18 protein-coding genes and 1 tRNA gene are annotated in these 21,145 nt (G+C 63.9%); 12 read left to right on the top strand and 7 right to left on the bottom strand.

Annotated elements, in window-relative coordinates:
- Nucleotides 1-21: 21 nt before the first annotated feature.
- Complete coding sequence (locus HMPREF1137_RS03670) at nt 22-714, bottom strand: DUF4191 domain-containing protein (protein WP_007589093.1); 693 nt, start codon at nt 712-714, stop codon at nt 22-24.
- Nucleotides 715-876: 162 nt separating this feature from the next.
- On the opposite strand from HMPREF1137_RS03670, the gene HMPREF1137_RS03665 reads away from it, so the two are divergent.
- Nucleotides 877-2,154, top strand: a complete 1,278-nt coding sequence (locus tag HMPREF1137_RS03665) for a protein kinase domain-containing protein (protein WP_231284017.1) — start codon at nt 877-879, stop codon at nt 2,152-2,154.
- 83 nt (nt 2,155-2,237) lie between these two features.
- Here HMPREF1137_RS03665 and sucB read toward each other — a convergent pair whose 3' ends face one another.
- Together sucB and lpdA are read right to left on the bottom strand one after the other, a co-directional pair.
- A complete protein-coding gene (gene sucB / locus HMPREF1137_RS03660) occupies nt 2,238-3,959 on the bottom strand; it encodes a 2-oxoglutarate dehydrogenase, E2 component, dihydrolipoamide succinyltransferase (protein WP_007589036.1) in 1,722 nt (573 codons plus the stop codon).
- A gap of 27 nt (nt 3,960-3,986) precedes the next feature.
- Entirely contained in the window at nt 3,987-5,360 is a 1,374-nt protein-coding gene (gene lpdA, locus HMPREF1137_RS03655) for a dihydrolipoyl dehydrogenase (RefSeq protein ID WP_007589040.1), read from the bottom strand.
- Between the two features lie 212 nt (nt 5,361-5,572).
- Between lpdA and HMPREF1137_RS03650 the strand changes: the two genes are divergently transcribed.
- On the top strand, nt 5,573-6,064 hold the full coding sequence (locus HMPREF1137_RS03650; RefSeq protein WP_007589065.1) for a hypothetical protein: 492 nt from the start codon (nt 5,573-5,575) through the stop codon (nt 6,062-6,064).
- A gap of 87 nt (nt 6,065-6,151) precedes the next feature.
- On the opposite strand, the gene HMPREF1137_RS03645 is transcribed toward HMPREF1137_RS03650, so the two are convergent.
- Both HMPREF1137_RS03645 and HMPREF1137_RS03640 read right to left on the bottom strand, forming a co-directional pair.
- Nucleotides 6,152-6,613, bottom strand: coding sequence for a tRNA (cytidine(34)-2'-O)-methyltransferase (locus HMPREF1137_RS03645; protein ID WP_034496702.1), 462 nt, complete (start codon nt 6,611-6,613; stop codon nt 6,152-6,154).
- A gap of 5 nt (nt 6,614-6,618) precedes the next feature.
- Nucleotides 6,619-7,146 carry a YbhB/YbcL family Raf kinase inhibitor-like protein gene (locus tag HMPREF1137_RS03640; protein ID WP_007589109.1) on the bottom strand — a complete coding sequence of 176 codons (528 nt, stop codon included), beginning with the start codon at nt 7,144-7,146 and terminating at the stop codon, nt 6,619-6,621.
- Between the two features lie 130 nt (nt 7,147-7,276).
- Here HMPREF1137_RS03640 and HMPREF1137_RS03635 point away from each other — a divergent pair, with 130 nt between their 5' ends.
- From HMPREF1137_RS03635 to HMPREF1137_RS03625, 3 genes are read left to right on the top strand one after another with little or no spacing between them, the layout of a single operon-like run.
- Nucleotides 7,277-7,759, top strand: coding sequence for an ImuA'/RecA-like NTPase (locus HMPREF1137_RS03635; protein WP_034496701.1), 483 nt, complete (start codon nt 7,277-7,279; stop codon nt 7,757-7,759).
- Nucleotides 7,760-7,768: 9 nt separating this feature from the next.
- Nucleotides 7,769-9,322 (top strand): DNA polymerase Y family protein, encoded by a 1,554-nt coding sequence (locus HMPREF1137_RS03630; protein WP_007589105.1) that lies wholly within the window; start codon nt 7,769-7,771, stop codon nt 9,320-9,322.
- Nucleotides 9,323-9,361: 39 nt separating this feature from the next.
- The gene (locus HMPREF1137_RS03625; RefSeq protein ID WP_007589046.1) at nt 9,362-12,493 is read left to right on the top strand and encodes a DEAD/DEAH box helicase; all 3,132 of its coding nucleotides are present in this window, start codon (nt 9,362-9,364) and stop codon (nt 12,491-12,493) included.
- On the opposite strand, the gene HMPREF1137_RS03620 is transcribed toward HMPREF1137_RS03625, so the two are convergent.
- A complete protein-coding gene (locus HMPREF1137_RS03620; RefSeq protein ID WP_007589078.1) occupies nt 12,490-13,554 on the bottom strand; it encodes an alcohol dehydrogenase catalytic domain-containing protein in 1,065 nt (354 codons plus the stop codon). The two genes, HMPREF1137_RS03625 and HMPREF1137_RS03620, sit on opposite strands and share 4 nt — an antisense overlap.
- 115 nt (nt 13,555-13,669) lie before the next feature.
- Between HMPREF1137_RS03620 and HMPREF1137_RS03615 the strand changes: the two genes are divergently transcribed.
- Complete coding sequence (locus HMPREF1137_RS03615; RefSeq protein WP_007589087.1) at nt 13,670-16,957, top strand: error-prone DNA polymerase; 3,288 nt, start codon at nt 13,670-13,672, stop codon at nt 16,955-16,957.
- On the opposite strand, the gene HMPREF1137_RS03610 is transcribed toward HMPREF1137_RS03615, so the two are convergent.
- The gene (locus HMPREF1137_RS03610) at nt 16,954-17,622 is read right to left on the bottom strand and encodes an HAD hydrolase-like protein (RefSeq protein ID WP_007589114.1); all 669 of its coding nucleotides are present in this window, start codon (nt 17,620-17,622) and stop codon (nt 16,954-16,956) included. The genes HMPREF1137_RS03615 and HMPREF1137_RS03610 overlap by 4 nt on opposite strands.
- 88 nt (nt 17,623-17,710) lie before the next feature.
- Here HMPREF1137_RS03610 and HMPREF1137_RS03605 point away from each other — a divergent pair, with 88 nt between their 5' ends.
- The 6 genes from HMPREF1137_RS03605 (at nt 17,711) to HMPREF1137_RS03580 (ending at nt 21,100) form a co-directional block, all read left to right on the top strand.
- Nucleotides 17,711-18,199 carry a MarR family winged helix-turn-helix transcriptional regulator gene (locus tag HMPREF1137_RS03605; RefSeq protein ID WP_007589085.1) on the top strand — a complete coding sequence of 163 codons (489 nt, stop codon included), beginning with the start codon at nt 17,711-17,713 and terminating at the stop codon, nt 18,197-18,199.
- Between the two features lie 78 nt (nt 18,200-18,277).
- Nucleotides 18,278-18,364: transfer RNA gene (locus HMPREF1137_RS03600), tRNA-Leu, on the top strand.
- Between the two features lie 71 nt (nt 18,365-18,435).
- The gene (locus HMPREF1137_RS03595) at nt 18,436-19,107 is read left to right on the top strand and encodes a DsbA family oxidoreductase (protein WP_034496711.1); all 672 of its coding nucleotides are present in this window, start codon (nt 18,436-18,438) and stop codon (nt 19,105-19,107) included.
- A complete protein-coding gene (locus HMPREF1137_RS03590; RefSeq protein WP_007589086.1) occupies nt 19,104-19,598 on the top strand; it encodes a pyrophosphohydrolase domain-containing protein in 495 nt (164 codons plus the stop codon). Before HMPREF1137_RS03595 ends, HMPREF1137_RS03590 begins: the two co-directional genes overlap by 4 nt.
- Before the next feature lie 92 nt (nt 19,599-19,690).
- Nucleotides 19,691-20,788 carry an NAD(P)/FAD-dependent oxidoreductase gene (locus tag HMPREF1137_RS03585; protein WP_007589111.1) on the top strand — a complete coding sequence of 366 codons (1,098 nt, stop codon included), beginning with the start codon at nt 19,691-19,693 and terminating at the stop codon, nt 20,786-20,788.
- Between the two features lie 33 nt (nt 20,789-20,821).
- Nucleotides 20,822-21,100 (top strand): hypothetical protein, encoded by a 279-nt coding sequence (locus HMPREF1137_RS03580; protein ID WP_007589090.1) that lies wholly within the window; start codon nt 20,822-20,824, stop codon nt 21,098-21,100.
- Nucleotides 21,101-21,145 lie beyond the last annotated feature (45 nt).

Genomic DNA, 21,145 nt, shown 5'->3' with positions numbered 1-21,145 from the left:
TTGCCCACTTATGACAGTTGCTCAGTTGCCGCGAAGCGCTCGGCGTGACGGCTTGGCGCGGAGAGGATCGATGCCCTTCGGAATGGGAGGCTCGCCCGATCGGAGCGCATTGATGCGTGCGGACACCTGAGGAACTTCCTCGGGAGTCAGGACGTTCTTGAGCTTACGCAACTCGCGCTGAAGATCCTTCAGTGCGACCTGCCCCTCGTCGCGACCGACCTGAATCTGGTGAATGGGCACGTTACGCATGACCTTCGCAACTCGCTTCGACTCGGCCTGCAGAAGCGGGCGCACGCGCGATGAGGGGCCCTCGGAAATGAGGACAACACCGGCGCGGCCCACGATGCGCCAGACGAGGTCCTGCTCGCGGGTGTAGGCGATGGGCTGCTCGGGGATGACCCAGCCGCGCTGAATCTGTGACAGCGCAACCTTGACGGCTCCAGCGGTCTCCTCGACCTGGGAATAGAGTGCCCGGCGCGCCAGAAGGCTCAAAAGAGCAAGGGCTGCGGTGAACGCTCCCATGATGCCGACGAGGAGCCAGCCGATCCATGACATGTTGGTCAGCCAAGCCACCAGCATGAAGATGGCAATGACCGCTGCGGCCGTTCCGAGAAGCATCCACGGAAGTGCCGGGTAGGAGCGTTTGGTCAGTCGGTATGCGTCGAGAACGTTCTGATAGAAGCGCCTCTTGCCGGGGGGATTTGATTCACTCATAGCCTCATTATTGTACGTGCAATTGATGATCGAAAGTCCACCCGCCCGACCAGGCACTTTGTGACATGAGTTGCATCACATTATCTGACTTTGGACAATAAGGGCATGAACATTGGCGGTTACGAGATCGGACAAGTGTTTCACATTGGCAGCACCGGCCCGATGTGGAGAACGCGCACCGACGCGGGTGAGGCTTTGGTTGCGATCCGGTCGCCGAATGAAGGAGACCGGTGCCTCGCACGCTGGAAGGCGTGGGCCTCGATCACGTCTCGGCATGTGGTGGCTCTGCGCGACGTCGTGCGCTCGGAGGACGGCAGATGGGCGATTGTTCAAGACTACGTGCCCGGACGGACACTCGATGCGGAGCTTGGATCACCCGACCTGCGGCCAATAGCTACACGGCGCCAGATCCTGCATGGGATTGCGGCCGGGGTCAGCGCCCTCCACGGTGCGGGAATCGCACACGGAGATCTCACCCCAGCAAACATCATCATCACGCCCGAAGGTCGCGCTGTCATCATCGATCTCATCGACGACATTGGTGAAGGCGAGGGGACGCCGGGGTGGAGCCTCGAAGCCGCGGGTAGGGAGGCAGACCGTCGGTGCCTCCGACAGATTGCCTCGCTGTTAAACATGAACGAGGAGCTCACGACGCTCGGATGTGATGAATCGTCCACGAGTGGCTCAGCTGTCACGCTCACGGTGAGTGACCCAGAGGAGCACGTCATCTCGCGCGAACCTGTTGATCCTGGGCGCGTCATTGCTGAGTTACGGGCCGCTGCATTGCGTGAAGACACACTCACTGATGATGCGGTGCGAGTGCATGGCGCAGAATTCGCGTCCGATGAACGCCGCCGCTCCGCGCTGCGCTTCAGACCATCATGGGGAGTGGGTGTTCTTGCCGGTGGCGTCGTTGCGATTGTGCTCGGCCTGTCGATCATGGCGTATGGAGTGTGGGGCAGGGGCACTCAGGACGGACCCGAGGCATCGCCACGATCATCTGAAACTGCATCCAGCGCAGGGGCGCCGACATCCTCGAACATGTGTGAGCCCGCCGCACTGGCTGACACGATTAGCCGTGCCATTGCCACGCGTGACCGCGCCGTGATGGATGGCGATGTCTCAGTGCTCGGGTCCGTCCTCGGCGGCGAGCTCCTCGCACAGGACACACAGCGGATCGAAACGATGCTCTCCGAAGGCGTGCGGGTGCGCGCGCTCTCGTCAACGATTGACAACGTCGCTGTGATCTCCTGTGAGCAAGGGGCTATCGACGTGGGCGCAACACTCATCGTTGAGTCGTCGCAGACGTGTCGCGCCGATGCATGCGAAACGCATGACACTCCCACAGCGACAGAACTTCTTATCCGTGTCGATCCGGTATCGGGCAAGGTGGTGAAAGCCGAACCTGCGCAGCCCAGCGGTCAACAGAGTGGCTCGTGATCAGGTAGCTCAGGGTAGCTGGAAGATAGTGATGGGGTGGGTCTGCCAAGCAGACCCACCCCATCACGGATGATAAGCGGTGATCAGAGACCCAGGTCGGCCTCGAACGCACCCTCCTCCAGGCGCTTCTTCACATCCATGAGGAATCGAGACGCATCGGCGCCGTCCACCAGACGGTGGTCGTAGGACAGCGACAGGTACACCATCGAGCGGATCGCGATGACGTCAGCGCCGTCGGCGCCCTTCATGACGACGGGACGCTTGACGATGGTGCCGACGCCCATGATCGCGGTCTCCGGCATATTGAGGACCGGAGTATCGAAGAGTGCACCGCCCGAACCGGTGTTGGTCACCGTGAACGTCGAGCCAGACAGCTCGTCGGGGCCGATCTTCGAATCGCGGGTGCGGGCTGCCAGATCGTTGATCGACGCGGCGATACCAGCGATGTCCTTCTCCCCGGCATTCTTCATGACGGGCACCAGCAGGCCACGCGGCGTGTCAACAGCGATGCCCACGTGCTCGTAGTCGAAGTACGTGACCTCCTTGTCGTTGATGGTCGCGTTGATCTTCGGATGGTAGGCGAGTGCCTCGGTCGCGGCCTTCACGAAGAAGGGCAGGAAAGTCAGCTTCGTGCCGTGCTTAGCCAGGAAGGCGTCCTTCGAGCGTGCGCGAAGCGCAGCAACCTTGGTGACGTCAACCTCGATGACCGTGGTGAGCTGAGCTGCGGTCTGCAGGGACTCGACCATGCGGCGCGCGATCGTCTGGCGCAGGCGCGACATCTTCTCCGTCGTGCCACGCAGCGGCGAAGGCTCACGAACAGTGGCAGCCGGGGTGGCCGGAGCCGCGGGGGCAGCAGGAGCAGCAGGAGCTGCAACGGCAGCGCGTGCGGCAGCGGCGGCAGCCTCGATGTCCTCGCGGCGAACGCGGCCGCCAACACCGGTGCCCGACACGGTCGCCAGATCGACACCGAGCTCACGGGCAAGCTTGCGCACGATCGGAGTGACGTAGGCGGAGCCGGTCACGACGGCAGGTGCCTCAACAACCGGAGCAGCAGCAGCCGTCTGAGCCAGCGTCGATGCGTTCGGGAACGGGTCAACCGGAGCGGAGGGAGCCGCCGGAGCGACCGGTGCTGCAGGAGCGGCAGGCGCTGCGGGAGCAACCGGGGCAGCGGGGGCTGCCGGTGCTGCAGCCTGCGTGACGGGAGCAGCAGAGGGAGCCGACGAAGAAATGATCGCGACGACGGTGCCGACCTCGACGGTCTCGTCCTCGGGAACGCGGATCTCTGCGAGGAAACCGGCGACGGGGGAGGGGACCTCGGAGTCGACCTTGTCCGTGGAGACCTCGAGCAGCGGCTCGTCGGCGTCAACGGCGTCGCCCACGGACTTCAGCCACGTGGTGACGGTGCCCTCGGTGACGGATTCGCCCAGAGCGGGCATGCGCACCTCGGTACCCTGCGCGGGAGCAGAGGCAGGGGCAGCCGCAGTCTCGACAGGAGCTGCAACGGGGGCCGCAGGAGCCTCGACGGGAGCGTCCGCGGGTGCAGCTGCGGGGGCTGCCGATGCCTCGGACGCGTCGCCAATACGAGCGATTTCGGTGCCGACCTCGACGGTCTCGTCCTCGGGGACCAGGATCTCCAGCAGGACGCCGGCCACGGGGGAAGGGACCTCGGAGTCGACCTTGTCCGTGGACACCTCAACGATGGGCTCGTCGAGCTCGACGGTGTCGCCGACCTGCTTGAGCCACGTGGTGACGGTGCCCTCGGTGACGGACTCGCCCAGAGCGGGCATGGTCACTGAAGTTGCCATGTGTGTTCTCCTATTAAAAAATTTCGGTCAGTTGTGGACGTGGAGCGGCTTGCCTGCCAGCGCCATAGCCGCTTCACCAAGCGACTCGTTCTGGCTGGGGTGTGCGTGGATCAGGGAAGCGACATCCGAGGGGTATGCCTCCCAGTTCACCATGAGCTCGCCCTCACCAATCTGTTCGCCGATGCGCGCGCCGATGCCGTGGAAGCCCACGATCGGACCGCCCTCAACCGAGACCAGCTTGATGATGCCCGATGTGGCCAGGATAGACGACTTTCCGTTGCCGGCGAGGTTGTACTCGACGGTGCGCACCTGGTCTCCAAACTTTTCGCGTGCCTGCTTCTCGGTCATACCGACGGAGGCAATCTCCGGCTCGCAGAACGTCACGCGCGGAATATTGATGTCAGCCTGCATGGTCGGGTTCAGGCCAGCGATCTCTTCGGCGACGAAGATGCCCTGCATGAAGCCGCGGTGTGCCAGCTGAAGGCCGGGAACGATGTCGCCGACCGCGTAGATGTTTCCGACGCCGGTGTGCAGGCGGTCGTTGGTGATGACGAAGCCGCGATCCAGCGTGATGCCGGCCTGCTCGTAGCCCAGGCCCTCGGTCACGGGGCCGCGGCCAACTGCGACTAGAAGGACGTCGGCGTCGAAAGCCTTGCCGTCTTCGGTCGTGACGTGCACGCCCTGCTCGTTCTGCGTGGCCGAGGCGAAGCGAGTGTTCGTGTGGAACTTGATGCCGCGCTTGCGGTAGGCGCGCTCGAGCTGCTTGGAAATGGCCTCGTCCTCGTTGTTGGCGAGGTGGGGGAGGGCCTCGATAATCGTGACCTCGGCGCCAAAGCTGCGCCACACGGAGGCAAACTCCAGGCCGATGACGCCGCCGCCAAGAATCACGGCGGAGGAGGGAACCCAATCCATCTGAAGGGCCTGGTCGGAGGAGATTACGCGGCCGCCGATCTCGAGGCCGGGGATCGAACGCGAGTAGGATCCGGTCGCCAGAACGATGTTGCGGCCGGTAATGCGCTGGCCGTTCACCTCGATGGTGTTCGCGTCGGCGAGGCGGCCCCAGCCGGAGATGACCTCGACGTTGCGAGACTTGAGCAGGCCCTGCAGGCCCTTGTACAGACCGGAAATAACGGAGTCGCGGTACTTACCCACCTGAGCCATGTCAATGCCGTTGAAGGTGGAGGAGACGCCGAACTTGGAGGACTCGCGCACGGCCTCGGCCGTTTCTGCAGCGTGCAGGTACGCCTTGGTGGGGATGCAGCCGCGGTGCAGACAGGTGCCGCCCACCTTGTCGCCGTCGATGAGGGCGACCTTCATGCCCAGCTGCGCAGCGCGCAGGGCGGTCGCATAGCCGCCGGAACCCGCACCCAGAATGACGATGTCGTAGGTCGATTCGCTCAAGGTTTAAAACTCCTCGCTGATGAGCCGAAGCTCAGATGGTTGTTTTCATGGCGGGCCTCACGGTCCTTATAGGCCCATTGTCCCACGTTTGTGCAACGCTGTCTTGAAGCTCGGTGTTCCATCGTGGTGCTTCAGGCCACATGGCGCGATAGCCTGCGGCGTAGATGTCCGATGCAATGCGCAGCGTTCGTTGCCTCGGTAGGATCGGTGTTGTGCACGGACAAGACACGACGAACGAGGCCGTCGGTGCGCGCGATCAGCGCCCGCCGTCCCTGGGCCTCGGCCGCATTATTATCGCCATGTTTTGGCTCCTCGGAGCCTGGATTCTCGTGATGGCGATCATCGACCTTTTTCATGCGCAGGGACAGCCCTGGGGTCCGCGTATCGTTGCGCTCCTCGCGGGTATTGACTATCTCATCGCGGCGACGGCGCTCACCCATAACGGGCGACGGATGCGTGTGGTTGGTTGGGTGACGATTGCCCTGTCGATCGCCATTCCGGTCATTTTGTGGGTTGCTTCGCTCGGTCTCGATGAGCTGAATTCCGCCCGCTCCGCCTGGACCGGCTTTGGTATGGACTTCTACTATCTGCCCCTCGTCGTGTCGATGATCGGCTTGATCTGGATGTGGCGCTCGAACCCGCGCAGGATCGTTTCTCTCGCTGAGCAGGTTGAGCGCCCGTCCTCGCCATGGAAAGCAGGTTGAGGCGCGGCCTGACTGAGTGATGATGCGCAATAAACGAGGCCTGGAGCAGTGAATCGCTCCGGGCCTCGTTTCTGTTGCCTATCCGGCTTAGACGCCACCCGGGAACCCGAGTTGGCGCCATGCTTCGTACAGGACGATCGATGCAGAGTTTGCCAAGTTCAGCGAACGCACCCCGCCAACCATCTGAATGCGCACGCGATCCTCCACGCGCGGATGATGCATCGCATTCTCGGAGAGGCCGACCGACTCACGCCCAAAAAGGAGACCGTCTCCATCGGCATAGGAGACGTCGGAGTACATGGTGGTTGCGTGGCCCGTGAGTGCCCAGACGCGCCCTGGAACCTCGGCGAGTGCCTCGTCCAGGGAGTCGTGAACCTTCACGTGTGCAAGGTCGTGGTAGTCCAGGCCCGCACGGCGGAGCTTCGCGTCGTCCATGTCGAAGCCCAGTGGCTTGACCAAGTGCAGCATTGATCCGGTGCATGCGGACAAGCGAATAGCGGCTCCCGTATTGCCGGGGATTTCCGGCTCCCAAAAAATAATGTGCAGCATCGTCCTCAGGCCTGGTGGGTAACGGTCAGGGATGCGCGTGCGATCGTATGCTCGAGCGCCGCGAACGAGGCCATGGCTGGGGTCGCGTCGTCGTCGAGCCCCAGCGAATCCGTATCGAGGGCGTGCACCGTGAACACGTAGCGGTGGGGGCGGTCGCCGGCGGGGGGAGCGGCTCCGAAGTAGGACGCTTCTCCCGCATCGCCGCGCAGGTGGAAAGCCGGACCGTCCAGCATGAGGTCGGATGCTCCGGCGCCCGCCTCCAGGTGGGTCATGGACGACGGGATGTCAAGAATTGCCCAGTGCCACCAGCCCGAGGGGATCGGGGCATCCGGGTCAAAACAGGTCAGCATGAAGCTCGCCGTGTCCTCGGGGAAACCGTGCCACGTGAGATCCGGGGAAAGGGATCCGGCCTCGGCGGTCGCCGACTCGGGCATGGGTGCACCGTCGGTGAGAACGCTCGATGACAGCGTAAACGTGGGGACTTCCAGGCCCTCGTAGGGGCTGGGGGCAAGGGGGCGCTGGTCGATGTTCATGCATGCTCCTTTTCTCGGTGTTTTCCATTGTGACCTATTCGCGCGCGATCGGCGTTCGGGACGCAGATGTATGAGCGGGGTTCTACACTTCCAGTATCGAACACATGTTCTATTGCTGGGAGGGGGAGTTATGGCCGATGCGCACGCGCGACTACTGGCGGCGCGCGACGTGTTGAACCGTGCCGAACAGGCTGTTGGCCTGCGAGCGCGTGACGATATCGAGCACGTGCAGGCGGGGATTTCTCCCGTCCTTCTGGGGCCGACTGGCAGAGCTGAACTTATCCGATTGCTGATCGACGCATGTCCCTCCGAGGGGTGGATCGGCGTATGCGGAGTGAGGAATATCGGCTGGGAATGGGCCTCACAGCAGGGGATGGACCTCGACCGTGTACTGGTATTAAATGCGGGGAAAGATCACCAAGTGGGGGACCTGTGTTCCCTTCTGATAGAGGCCTGCGATGTTGTCTGCCTTGATATTCCTGAACTGTCCGGCGCACAGCAGCGGGCCCTGGCGGCTCGGGCCCGATCGATGGGACGCACCATCGTGACACTGCGCCCCTGGCCGGGGCTATCTCGTGAAGCGCTGCGCCGACGAATGCGGCTGGTGGTCTAGGTGCGTGACATGGTGGTGTGGGTGCCCGATTGGCCCGTCCACTGCCTTGTGGTCGATCTGCCGCCGGGTGGCACCGGGGCTGTTGCGCACAGCGAACGCATCGAGGTCGCCAGTGCTGCTGCTCGGAGCGCCGGAGTCAGGAGCGGCATGAGCGTACGAGAGGCGACGTATGTGTGCCCCGATCTCGTCTGCTTGCCTCGCGACCCTGATCGCGAGGCGCGAGCGTTTAGCGCCGTTGTCGATGCTTTCGATTCGGTGGCGGCCGGGGTGGAGTGCGTGCGCCCCGGGGTGGCCAGGTGTCGGGCGCGCGGTCCCGCCCGTTGGCATGGGAGTGAGGAGGCCGCGGCCTCGGCTCTGGTGTCGGCGATCGAAGAGGCCGTCGGGGTTGAATGTTTTGTTGGCATCGCCGATGGTCCGGTCGCATCCCTGGAGGCGGCTCGCGAGGGGCGCATTGTTCCTGTCGGAGAAAACCAATTATTCCTGGGGCGCATCCCGTTACATCGTGCCCTGTGGGCCGTTCCTGCCGCGATGACAGACAGGGCAGCTGACACTCTTGATCTGTTGCAGGGCCTGGGCATCAACACCTGTGCGGATTTTCTGGCACTGGGGCGAGGCCGTGTGTGCGAGCGCTTCGGCGACGTCGGTGAACAACTCTGGAATCTCGCCTCCGGAGGCGACAGCGCCATCACGCTGGCCGGTCGCATTCAGCCAGACATCACGATGGAGTGCGTCATTGATGTGGGCGGAGAATCCATCGATACGATGATGGCGCCCATTCACCGCATCGCACGAGATCTGTCTCAGAGGCTGGGGCGGGGCGGGCTCGTCTCGCAGACCCTGCGCATCGATGTGGAGGATGCCGGGGGCGGTCAGCGCACTCGCACCTGGAGCGGATGCGACGTGTGCGTATCCGACGACGTTGCGCTGCGTGTCCGGTGGACGCTCGCGGGGTGGACTTCGGGTATTGAAGGGCCCAGTGGCGCGGTGACCTGCATACGCGTCACCGCGTGCGATCCGCGGGTGGGGCGCAGTGCATCAGCACTGTGGGGGCGGTCAGACCGCGAGCGCGATGTCTCGCGCAGCGTCGTGCGTATCCAGGGGATGGCGGGGCCGGATTCTCTCCTGATTCCGCGGGTGCAGGGCGGATACGATCCGCGCAGCCGTGTTGTGATGACCAGATGGGGGAGCAAGCCTCTCCTTCGCCCGCATGAGGGGGCGTGGGAGGGACACATCGCTCATCCTCCGGCGACGCTTTTTGACGAGCCCGTGCGTGTGAGGATTGTTGGCGAATCTGGGGCCTTCGACGACGTGCGTGTGGACCACCGAGGCGCCTTGAGTGCTGCACCCGCCTACATCGTTAGCGAGCGTGATGTCTCGCAATCAGTGCCGGGGAGGGGACGCCGTGCGGCTATCGCGCGAGTGGAAGGGCCTTGGCCAGTGGGAGGTCGGTGGTGGGCGCAGGAGAGACCGCGCGCCTACATGAGGGCTCTGCTTGAGGATGGACGGGACATTCTCCTCGTCTGGAAGGAAGGGGAGTGGGCGATCGAGGGGCTGACCCAGTGAGACGGTGCCGTGGGTGGACGGGTGTCGTAGACTGAAAGGATGGTATCTCTGTCGCACACGCTGGCCTCGCTGTCGGATGATGACATGATGGCCCTCGTTGGCCCGGCGGCGTGGGCGAACGGCCTGCGTTTAGCGCGCAGTGGCGCGGTGCGTGAATTCTCCTGGAGCGGGGATGGGGAACAGGCTGAAGCGCGCGTGAAGGAAGCCGGGCTGACCTACCGCGTGCGCGTCGCACAGGGCGCTGTGCGTCCATCCCTCGCGTGTGCATGCCCGCTGCGCAGCGACTGTCCTCATACGGTCGCGACGCTCATCGTCGGACGCGAAGATGCCCGCGACAAGCAGCGCTCGGTGCCTGAGTGGAGTCGCGTCCTCGAGCAGATGCTGGGCTCCGACCGGGACCGCCTGGGCGAGCCGTTGGCCCTCGTCGTCGATGCGCATGATCCCGGGGTCGAGCCGTCTCTCATCCCGCTGCGCCGAAGCTCCTCATCCGGGTGGACGACGAAGAGGGCTTCGTGGCTCGATCTGACGGCCACGCAGTGGGCGTCGGTAACAGATGGGCTAGATCCCACGCACGTCTCTCTCATGCGTGAGGGCTACCGCCTGTCGCGTGAATCGCGTTCGTGGCACTCGCGCACGGAGGTGACGCTCAGTTCGCTGGGTGAGCATGCCTACGCGTGGCTGGCACGCCTGGTGCGCGCCGGAGTTGAGCTCTACGCCTCACCCGAGGCCGATGAGAAGGTGGTGCTCTCGCACGCAACGTGGGACGCGGACATTGATGTGCGCTCCGGTGACGACGGCCTCGACGTCAGAGTCGTCGCGCGTAACGGAGACGAGGTGATCACGAGGCCGCGCATCGACCGCGATGCGAGTGTGCTGTTGCTGGATGGAGGGCGCGCAATCGCGCGCATTGAGGGGGTGGGAACGCTCGACGGCTTTCCTCTCGATCGAGGCCTGCATATTCCTGCCGCTGATGTCGCGCAGTTTCGTGGCACGTGGCTGCCCGCCCTCCTCAGGCGTTTTTCGATGGCGTCCTCCGATGGCAGTTTTGACGCTCAGGCTCGCCCGGACGTGTCCCTCGTGGGCACAGTGCGACGCGACGGTGAATCTGTCGTTGTGCGCTGGTGGGCCGAGTATCGTCAGGGTGAGTCGCGCTCGCGTACTCCTGTGGCCCACTGCGCGGACGACGAGGCCGTGGCAGAGATCGTGGGGCGCGTCGAGTTGTGGGGACGCGGGTTGGACTCCGCCCTGTGGACCGCGCCTCCGACGACCGGGAGGCTGTCTCCGTGGCACGTTCCCGCGTTCTTAGAGGCGGTTGTCGATTCTGAGGGCATTGATGGCCTCGTGTGGGACGTTGCGGAGGATGTGCGTGCCATCGACGTGCGAGAAGACGGATTCGATGTCGATGTGAGCGTTGATCCGGCCGAACGCGACTGGTTTGACCTCAACGTGCGCCTGCGCCTCGGTGCCGTCACGATCAGCGTGCGCGATGCGCTCGAAGCGATCGCAGGCGGGCAGGAGTATGTCGAGGTCGAGGGAACGTGGGTACGCCTTGACGGCGAACGTATTCGATCCTTGGCGACGTTGCTGGAAGAGGCGCGCACTCTGGCGGGGTGGGACGGCGAGGGGTTCAGGCTCACGCCGATGCAGGTCGGCATCGTCGATCTATTCGCGAGCGCATCCGACCACGTGAGTATCAGCGACGCGTGGAGGAGGCGGATTGCCCCGCTGCGCGACGGCTCCGCGGATAAAGGTGTGCCGCCGGTGCCGTCGCTGAGTTCGATCCTGCGCCCGTATCAGCGCCGTGGGCACGCGTGGTTGACGGCTCGCCTGTCCGGTGGCATCGGTGGAATTTTGGCTGATGACATGGGCCTGGGTAAAACCGTTCAGATCCTGTCGGCTGTGGCAGCGCTGCGAGCGCATGCACCCGCCGGTGATCCCTCGCCGGTTCTCGTCGTGGCGCCGACCTCCGTCGTCGGCGTGTGGATAGACCAGGCGCGTACCTTCACACCGCACCTACGCGTACGCGCGGTGACGGAAACGGCCGCGCGCCGGGGGACGACGATCGGTGAGGAGGTTGCCGATGCGGATATTGTCGTCACCTCCTACACGCTCGCCCGCCTGGAGGCGGAGCAGTGGAACCAAGTGCGCCTCGGCGGAGTTGTCATCGATGAAGCGCAAGCGGTAAAAAACCCTCGCACTGCGACCTACCGTGCGCTTCGCGATCTTGAGTCACCCTGGAAGTTGGCGGTGTCCGGCACCCCCATCGAAAACTCGCTGGGAGACCTGTGGTCGTTGCTTTCCTTAACGTGCCCAGGCCTCCTGCCCCCGTGGGAAACGTTCCAGCAGCAGGTGCGCAGGCCTATCGAAAACGGCGCGGACCCGGCGATGCTCGGGCGTCTGACGGCGTACGTCGCGCCCTTCGTCCTGCGACGCACGAAGGAGGAGGTCGCTCCGGATCTGCCCGACAAGATCGTCGACATTGTGCGCGTCGATTTGGGCAAGGAACACCGCCATATCTACGACCAGTACCTGGCACGCGAGCGCGCCCGGATTCTCGATCTGCTACGCGACGTGGATGCGAACCGAATGAGTGTGCTCGCCTCGATTACGAGGCTGCGTCAGCTTGCGCTCGATCCGGCTCTCGTCGAGGAGTCGTACGCGCACGTGGGGTCGGCAAAAATCGAGTACCTGGCGGATCGGCTGGACGAGATCGTGCCACTCGGACACCAGGCGCTGGTGTTCAGCCAGTTCACCTCGTTCCTGGAACGCATCCGACACATGCTTACGCGCCGCGGAATATCCGTCGTGCAGCTGGATGGGTCGACGCGTGGTCGCGCAGAGGTCATCGAGAAGTTCCGCTCGGGCGATGCCCAAGTATTCCTCATCTCACTGAAGGCTGGCGGCTCCGGATTGACCCTCACCGAGGCGGACTACGTCTACGTCATGGATCCTTGGTGGAATCCTGCCGCCGAGGAGCAGGCGATTGATCGCGCGCACCGCATCGGTCAGACCAAGAAGGTCAATGTCTATCGAATGGTTGCGACTGACACGATCGAGGCGAAGGTCGTGGAACTTCAGGATCGCAAGCGCCAGCTCATTTCTTCGGTGATGAACGGGACCGGAACGGGCGCTCGCCTGAGCGAGGCGGACCTGCGCGGGCTCCTCGGCTAAATGGCGGCGAAGCCTTTCGGGCGCACGGCGACCTTCAGGCCGGCGCGTGTGCGCACGGCCTCGAGGGCGTCGCTGACGTCGGACAGCTCATACTCGTGTGTGATGAGTGGCGACAGGTCAATGCGTCCGCTCGAGAGCGCCTCGACGGCCGCCGCGTAGTCGTCAAGGGTCGCATTCGCGCTGCCGCTGATGGTCAGCTCCCGGTAGTGCACGAGGTTTGGGTCGATCTGAGTCATCGCTCCCGCGGGGAAGCCGGCGAAGAAAGAAATGTGGCCGCCGATGCGCGCGCACTGAGCGGCAATGGGGACGAGGTCTGGGGCTCCGACTGCGATGATGACGACGTCTGCTCCAACACCGTCAGTCCACGTCAGGACCTCACGCACAAGATCCTCGCCTTGGGCGCTGGTCGTCAACTCGGCTCCCATCGCTCGCGCGGGTTCGAGGCGTGCCTGCCGTCCGCACGCCATGACGCGTGCGCCGACAGAAACCGCGAGTGCGCAGTGGATGAGTCCGATCGGTCCCGTTCCCAGAACAAGTACGCGGGAGTCGGATTCGATGGGCAGTCTTCTTGTTGCGCGTAGACAGCAGGAGAGTGGCTCGGCGAGCGCAAGGTGAGGTGGGGTGATCTCACCAGCGACGGGGGTAATGCACGCGAGCGCTTCTTCGGGGACGAGGACGAGGTCGGCGAGGCCTCCATCCACCCCAGTTCCGAACAGGCGCATGTTTGCGCACACGTTGGAGCGCCCACTCGTGCACGGTTCGCAGCGCCCGCAGGCAATCTCCGGAGCGAGTCCGACCTGCGTGCCCGGAGCGGGAACGTCAACGCCTGCAGTGAGTTCGTCTCCGATGCGCCAGACGCGAGCAGCAATTTCGTGGCCGAGAACGACTCCGGGGGTGACGCCGTTGGTCTTCTGTCCCGTCGCGATGCGCAGGTCCGTGCCGCATAGGGTCGTCGCTTCCACCGCGAGAAGAACATCGCGGGGGCCAAGTGTCGGGACGGGGCGTGTGTCGACGACCAGATCGCCAGGGGAACGGAGCGACGCTGCGAGCATGGAGTCCATGCCTCCAGCATACGGCTTGTGCGTCTGCGACAGGAGCCCGCTCGATGCACCTGGCTCTGTCAGCCTGAATCGTCACCGACAAATCAATCGAACACATGTTCGATATAATGTATGGGTGACCACGGAACGACGCTACGCAGAACTGCACGCGCACAGCGCTTTCACTTTCCTGGACGGGACCGACGAGCCCGCGCGCATGGTGGAGGAAGCTGCACGCCTGGGGCTCGATGCCCTCGCGATTCTCGACGTCGACGGCATGTACTCAACGGTTCAGACGACCATGGCCGCCCGCGAAGCTGGCCTGCCCATCGTCTACGGGGCCGAGCTGACGCTCGCATCGAATGCTTGTGGAACATTTGTTCCCGGCTCATCTGCTCCGGGCTGGGGACTCGCTTCCGGAGCAGACGAACCGGGGATACGCCTGCCGATCTTGGCCGCCAGTCCCAGCGGCTACGCGAATCTCGTGGGAGCCATGAGTAAGCGAGCGCTCTCCGCGCCAGGCGAGCGCAACCCCCGCTACAGCCTCGTTGATCTCAGTGAAGCTGGAGGAGACCTCATCGTCCTCACCGGCGGCAGGCGGGGCCCACTCATGCGGGCTCTACGAGCAGGTGGTATGCCGTCCGCGCGCCGAGTCCTCGACGGCCTCGTGGATGCGTTTGGGCGCGACCATGTCCTCGTCGAATGGCAGGCGTCGCGCGGGGACGAGGACGAAGTCGGAGACGTGCTCGCGGAACTTGCGCGCGCGAGCGGAACTCGCCTGGTGGCAACGAGTGGAGCGCGCATGTCCTCACCCTCGAAGCAGGCACTCGGCGACATTTTGACCGCAACCCGCTTGGGATCGTCCTTGAATGAAGCGGAGGCTCACCTGGGCGCGCACCGCGCCTTTTTGCGTTCGCCCACGGAGATGGCACGACTGCACAGGGCGCACCCGCAGGCACTCGACAACACGTGTGAGGTCGCAGCCGCGTGCGCTTTCGACCTGCGCCTCGTCGCCCCGCGCCTACCCCGGCCCCGTGTCCCCGACGGGCACACCCCGGACAGCTGGCTCGCGCACTGCACCTACGAGGGTGCGAGCGTGCGCTACGGATCACGCGCGCAGCATCCCCGGGCGTGGGAGACGATCGATCACGAGCTGGGGATTATCGAGCGCCTCGGCTTTGCGGGCTACTTTCTCATCGTCAAAGACATCGTTGACTTTTGCGCCCGCAACGGCATCCTGTGCCAGGGGCGGGGTAGTGCCGCCAACTCCGCGGTGTGCTACTGCCTGGGAATCACGGCGGTGGACGCGGTGCGCCACAACCTTTTGTTTGAGCGCTTCCTGTCGGATGCGCGCTCGGGCCCACCCGACATCGACGTCGACATCGAAGCCTGCCGACGAGAAGAGGTCATCCAGTACGTGTACGACACGTTTGGGAGGGATCGCGCGGCTCAAGTCGCGAACGTCATCACGTATCGCCCGCGCTCGGCAATCCGCGACGCTGCACGGGCTCTGGGCTACCCCGCAGGTACGTCCACGGCCTGGTCCCAGGGCAGGGGAGAGGCCCCCGAACTTGTGAGAGAAGCGGCCCGCGCGCTATCACGACTGCCTCGACACATGGGAATCCACTCGGGAGGCATGGTGCTCACCGATCAGCCGGTGTCACGAATTTGCCCGGTTGGCTGGGCAGCCATGCCCGGGCGCACAGTCCTTCAGTGGGATAAGGAGGACTGCGCGGATGCGGGACTCGTGAAGTTCGACCTGCTGTCGCTCGGCATGCTCACCGCGCTGCGCGTCGCCTTCGACGAGCTGCGAGCATCTGACGCGCAGGAGGACGGATACGTTCGTCCACAGCTGCGTGGCTGGGCGCCTCGAGTCGTGCGAGGACGCGAGGGCCAGCCCCTGGGCCTGCACACCCTGCCGGAGGAGGATCCGAGGGTCTATGACTTGCTGTGTGCGGCTGACACGGTGGGCGTCTTCCAGGTGGAGTCGCGCGCGCAAATGAACACGCTTCCTAGGCTCAAACCGCGCTGCTTCTACGACATTGTCGTGGAGGTCGCTCTCATCCGCCCGGGCCCGATCCAGGGGCGCTCAGTCAACCCCTATTTGCGGCGCCGATCAGGTCGCGAGGAAGTTACCTATCTGCACCCGCTCCTCGAGCCAGCGCTGCGGCAGACGCTCGGCGTGCCACTCTTTCAGGAACAGCTCATGCGCATCGCGACAGATGCCGCAGGCCTGTCCGGCGCGCGTGCCGATCAGCTGCGCCGTGCAATGGGGGCCAAGCGCAGCCCCGAGCGCATGGAAGCCCTCAAGGGGGACCTCATGGCTGGCATGGAGGAACGGGGGATCGATGCGCCCACGCGCGAGCGCATTTTTGAGCAGCTCAAGGGCTTTGCAGACTTCGGATTCCCGGAGTCTCATTCTTTTTCGTTCGCGCACATCGTGTACGCGTCCTCCTGGCTGAAAGTGCATGCCCCCGAGCACTTTTATGCCGCGATTTTGGCTTCGCAGCCAATGGGCTTCTACTCTCCTGCAACCCTCGTGCAGGACGCCCGCAGGCACGGGGTGCGCGTCGTGGGACCGTCGGTGAACGATTCGCTCGTCGACGCGAGCGTGCAACGCGTGGAGGATACAGATGCGGGGGAGACCTACCTCGAGGGGCGCGCGGAGTCGCTTCCAACGCGCGGTGTCGTTCCCCTCGATGTCGATAGCGACCTCGCGGTGCGCATCGGTCTCTCGCAGGTACGAGGCCTCGGGGCCGCCGCCGAGCGCATTGTCGCAGCCCGGCGCGAGGGAGCGTTCATGAGCCAGGCGGACCTGGCTCGCCGCGCACACGTGAGCTCCTCCGACATGGAAAAGCTTGCGATGGCCGGAGCTCTCGGATGCCTGGGAGTGGGGCGGCGCGAGGGAGCATGGGCAGCCGGGGCGCTCGCGCAGCCACGCGCTCATACCGGTCAGTGGCAGCCGTTTCTTCCCGGCACGGAGGTGGGGTCCCGCGTACCCGAGCTGCCTCCGTTATCGGAGGTGGAACGCATGCGCTCAGATGTCGCTTCGACGGGGGTAACCCCGGGGACACACCCTTTCACCTACGTGCGCGGCTCGTTGCCTGAGTATGTCCTGCGCGCCGGTGAACTGGGGCAGCACCTCGCCGGGCGCATCGTCGACGTCGCCGGAGCGGTGACCCACCGCCAGCGCCCCCACACGGGCGGGGGGATCACGTTCCTCTCCCTTGAAGACGAGACGGGTTTCGTCAACGTCTCGGTGTCGGTAGGTGCGTGGACAAAATTCCGGCGCGTGTGCCTGGAGTCGAACGCACTGCTTGTCCGCGGAACGCTCGAGTGGGGAGACGGCGCGATCAATATTCAGGCCTTCAAGATCACGCCCATTGCGCTCCCCATCGAGGTGAAATCACGAGATTTTCGTTAGCGTGTGCGCCTTGCCACCCCATCGAGTATGAAGGAACGCAGCTCCTCGACCGTCTCGCACACGGCATCCGCCTCGTCGAGGCCATCCTCGGTTGCGTAGCCCCAGCCAACGCCGATCACCGGGATTCCGGCTTCTTGTGCACCGCGCACATCCCAGATCGAATCGCCGATGATCACGGGGTGAGAGGTGTCGACGCCGCGGGCCTCCAAGAGCGTCAAGGCCTCGCGAATGACGGTTGCTTTACTCGATGCGGGATCGGGGGTGGCACCTGCTATCACGTCAAAAACTTCGGATAATCCGAGGTGCTCCATCTGCGCAAGCGCCATCGGGGCCTGCTTCGACGTTGCGGTCGCAAGCGGAATACCCGCGCGATGAAGGTCGTGTAGCAATTCAATGACGCCGGGGAAGGGCTCGGGATCGAGATAGTGAGCGTGGTATCGGGCGCGATAGCCGCTCACCAGGTTAGCCAGAAGCTCACCCTCGTAGCCCAGGTCGCTGAAGGAATACCACAGCGGAGGGCCAACATACGTGCGAAGGCGCTGATCGTCGGGGATCGGTAAATCGTAGTCTGACAGTGCGCCACGGAAAGCGTTCATCACAGCTGGAGCGGAATCAACAATTGTTCCGTCTACGTCAAAAAGGACAACAGAAATGGATAAAGACACGTGGCTCCCCCGTGTTGTTGGTGCTTTCTTAGTCACTATGCCCTATTATCCCGAGAGAAGCATCCGACACGACCACGAGGAGGGAGACATGGAATCACGAGTACGATTGACACCAATCGTCGAAGCCAATAGCGCGCGCGCTGCCGCATGGCGAGTCTTCTTCGAGGCGTCCGGGCGCCTACAGGGCATTCTCGAGACGCGCCTCAAGCGCACCTACGGCGTCTCTATGCCTGACTACAACATTCTCTTGGCGCTCTGGGAGGCCCCCGGCCACCGCCTGCGCATGGGGGAGTTGGCTGATCGCGTCGTCTATTCGCCGTCGCGTGTCACCTACCTCGTATCGAACCTGTCACGTGACGGCTGGGTGGAGCGCATTCCCTCCGAGACTGATCGCCGCGGATATGACGCGTGCCTGACCACTCAGGGCATCGAAACTGTGCTTGCTGCCACAGAACTGCATCAGCAGACCGTCAGTGAGTACCTTCTGGACGGCATGACGGACGCCGATATCGACGCAATTGCAAAGGTTTTTGCGACTCTCGATGCGCGTCTGCGCGGCGGCGGAAAAGACTCCTAGTTTCGATTGGCGTATGTCGCCCACATCGTGTTAAGCTTCTACTCGCTTGCGGATCGCAACGGTTCGCATCGCTCACCTGCGCGGGTGGCGGAATAGGCAGACGCGCTAGCTTGAGGTGCTAGTCCTCATTTTACGAGGGTGGGGGTTCAAGTCCCCCTCCGCGCACGAGATACCCCGGGGCCGAAAGGCTCCGGGGTTTTCCATACCACCGACGAGGAGGCGCCGTGCGTATTGATATGTGGCTCGACACCTGTGATCCCTGGAGTTACCTGGGGCTGCGGCATTTGCGTGCTGCTCTCGAACAATTCGACCATCGCGACAACGTTGAGATCTTCCTACACGCATTCCTCCTCGACCCCGACCTGGACGTGGCCGTCGACAAGCCGCGCATTGTCGCCCTCGTCGAGGCCGGTGCCGCAACGCTCGAAGAAGTACGCGAGGCTGACGAACGCATGCAGGCCCTGGGTGCGCGCGAGGGAATCCGCTTCGATTTCGATAACCTCGTTATCGCTCCGACCTCGCGCGCGCACCGCGTGATCGCTGCCGCTCATGACGCGGACATTGACGCAGATACGGTCGCTGGCCCGTCGTCTCTGCACGTGAAGGTGGCCGAGGCGATCATGCGAGCTCACTTCGAAATGGGGCTCGACGTGTCACACCCCGAGGTTCTCATCGGGTGTGCACAGGACGTTGGTATGCCACCGGAACTCGCCGCACTGGCCGTCGGCGAGGAAGAATGGGCTTCCCGCGTTTATTCTGACTTCCAGATGGCGATGCATATGGGGGTCACCTCCGTTCCAACCTACGTGTTTGATGCCCAATTCCTCGTCGACGGACATCAGACGACAACCGCATTTACCAACATCCTGGCCACCGCCTGGGAGCAGTCTCGAAAGGATCTTGCATGACCGAGAAGGACACCATTGCCTCGAACATCGCCGGGGGAGCGCCCAGCCCCATGGAGCTCGTCCAGGAGTTCCACCGCACCTACTCGATGCCGATTCGATCATTCGACGATCCGACGCTGTCCTACGATCGTCTCGGCATGCGCATGAGCCTCATCGCCGAGGAATTCGCGGAGCTGATAGGTGCCGTCTACGGCAAGCGCGCCCGCGCCATCATCGAGGCGGCGACCGCCGAGGCTGTCGCGGCGGACGACAGCGAACGCGACGTCATCGAAGCGGCCGATGCGCTCGCAGACCTCATCTACGTTATCTACGGCATGGCGATCGAGTCGGGAATGGACCTCGACTCCGTGCTCGCTGAGGTGCAGGCATCGAACCTGTCCAAGCTCATGCCGGATGGCTCCGTCAAGCTGCGTGAGGACGGAAAGGTGCTCAAGGGGCCCAATTTCTTCCCGCCGAATGTTGCGCGAGGCCTGGGCCTCGAGCGCGACTGACGACGATACGGCTCGGACTTAAGTCCCTACCACGCGCATTCGTGCCCGCCAGGTGACACAATAGACGCGGTCCACTCATAAGGAGGAAAGACATGGCACGCGTCGCAGTCATTGGCGGAGGATACGGAGGCGTCACGGTCGCCAAGGGGCTTGATCCCCTCGCGGACGTCGTTCTCATCGAACAGAAGGATCAGTTCGTCCACCACGCAGCGGCTCTGCGCGCCGCTGTCGATACGGTGTGGGAGCACGCAATCTTCATGCCCTACACGAATCTCCTGAACCGCGGCGAGATCGTGCGCGGCACCGTCTCGCGCGTCGACGGCACGACCGTTCATGTGTTCGGCCACGATCCTATTGAGGCTGACTACGTCGTCTTCGCCACCGGCTCCACCTACCCCTTCCCGGCCAAGTACTCGTCGTACCGTTCGTCCGTGGCCAAGGCCCGCCTCGAGCAGCTGCACGAGAACCTGGGCCGTGCGCGCTCGGTGATGATCGTCGGCGGCGGTACGGTCGGTATCGAGCTCACCGGTGAGCTGGCAAACGCCTTCCCGGGGCTCGACATCACTATTGTCGAGGCCTCCGACCAGATCTTGGGCACGCCCGGCTACACGGACGCCCTCCGTGCGGAGATCAGCGAGCAGCTGAGCACCCTCGGCGTGCGCGTCGTGACCGGCTCCGAGCTTGCCTACCTGCCTCCGCAGAACGTCGGCGACCTCGGTCACTTCATGGTCGAAACCAAGAACGGCGAGGTCATCGAGGCCGATCTGTGGTTCCAGTGCTACGGTGCGCGGGCCAACACCGGCTTCCTGATCGGCAGCGACTACGAGTCCGTCATGAACCCGAACGGCACCATTCGTGTGGACGGCACCATGCAGGTCGTCGACCACCCGCACGTCTACGCCGTGGGTGATCTGACGGACGTGCGCGAATCCAAGCGCGCCGACGCAGCTCGCCAGCAGGCGCGCGTCGTCATCGCAAACATCACTGCGCAGATTGAGGGAGAGACGCCCGACGCCATCTACCAGCCGACGAAGGAATGGGTCATCTTGCCCCTCGGTCCGAACATGGGCGCGTCGCAGCTGCTTGACGCGGACGGCCAGACCCGCATTCTCGGTGCCGATCAGACCGCCGAAATCAAGGGAACTGACCTCATGGTGTCCGTCATTCGTTCGCAGCTCAACCTCCCCTGATAAAGTGCGCCGTCTCACGGTAGAATGAGTGCCATGACTGGAGATCCTCGCCGCGCGCTGACGCGCCTGCTGAACGCCTTCGAGAACCACTTCGACATCGCCCGCGATGGAGACGAGGCCGACGACGCCGCGCTCGAAGCAGCCGAGCTGGCGCTGCGCGACGCCTTCTTCACCTACGACGACATTCTCTTTACCCAGCTCGGGGTCGAATTGCCCTTCGACATCCTCGATGATTCTGACGAGGACGACTACGAGGATGAGGAGGAGACCGAGGAAGAGGACGACGACGATTTCATCGAAGTCGACGACTGATTGATCTTTTCGGTTTTTAGACGCAGGGGTGGGCCCGAACCAGTT

Origin of the sequence: Actinomyces sp. ICM39 (assembly GCF_000282935.1) — a bacterium.
GTDB classification, from domain to species: domain Bacteria; phylum Actinomycetota; class Actinomycetes; order Actinomycetales; family Actinomycetaceae; genus Pauljensenia; species Pauljensenia odontolytica_B.
The sequence above is the reverse complement of the archived record's forward strand: the minus strand, read 5'-3'. Positions and strand labels throughout refer to the sequence as shown.

Excerpts from the sequence above, each read along its gene's own strand:
- HMPREF1137_RS03670 (WP_007589093.1), bottom strand. The coding sequence starts at position 714 with ATGAGTGAATCAAATCCCCCCGGCAAGAGGCGCTTCTATCAGAACGTT.
- HMPREF1137_RS03665 (WP_231284017.1), top strand. The coding sequence starts at position 877 with ATGTGGAGAACGCGCACCGACGCGGGTGAGGCTTTGGTTGCGATCCGG.
- sucB (WP_007589036.1), bottom strand. The coding sequence starts at position 3,959 with ATGGCAACTTCAGTGACCATGCCCGCTCTGGGCGAGTCCGTCACCGAG.
- HMPREF1137_RS03645 (WP_034496702.1), bottom strand. The coding sequence starts at position 6,613 with ATGCTGCACATTATTTTTTGGGAGCCGGAAATCCCCGGCAATACGGGA.
- HMPREF1137_RS03640 (WP_007589109.1), bottom strand. The coding sequence starts at position 7,146 with ATGAACATCGACCAGCGCCCCCTTGCCCCCAGCCCCTACGAGGGCCTG.
- HMPREF1137_RS03635 (WP_034496701.1), top strand. The coding sequence starts at position 7,277 with ATGGCCGATGCGCACGCGCGACTACTGGCGGCGCGCGACGTGTTGAAC.
- HMPREF1137_RS03630 (WP_007589105.1), top strand. The coding sequence starts at position 7,769 with ATGGTGGTGTGGGTGCCCGATTGGCCCGTCCACTGCCTTGTGGTCGAT.
- HMPREF1137_RS03625 (WP_007589046.1), top strand. The coding sequence starts at position 9,362 with ATGGTATCTCTGTCGCACACGCTGGCCTCGCTGTCGGATGATGACATG.
- HMPREF1137_RS03620 (WP_007589078.1), bottom strand. The coding sequence starts at position 13,554 with ATGGACTCCATGCTCGCAGCGTCGCTCCGTTCCCCTGGCGATCTGGTC.
- HMPREF1137_RS03605 (WP_007589085.1), top strand. The coding sequence starts at position 17,711 with ATGGAATCACGAGTACGATTGACACCAATCGTCGAAGCCAATAGCGCG.
- HMPREF1137_RS03595 (WP_034496711.1), top strand. The coding sequence starts at position 18,436 with ATGTGGCTCGACACCTGTGATCCCTGGAGTTACCTGGGGCTGCGGCAT.
- HMPREF1137_RS03590 (WP_007589086.1), top strand. The coding sequence starts at position 19,104 with ATGACCGAGAAGGACACCATTGCCTCGAACATCGCCGGGGGAGCGCCC.
- HMPREF1137_RS03585 (WP_007589111.1), top strand. The coding sequence starts at position 19,691 with ATGGCACGCGTCGCAGTCATTGGCGGAGGATACGGAGGCGTCACGGTC.
- HMPREF1137_RS03580 (WP_007589090.1), top strand. The coding sequence starts at position 20,822 with ATGACTGGAGATCCTCGCCGCGCGCTGACGCGCCTGCTGAACGCCTTC.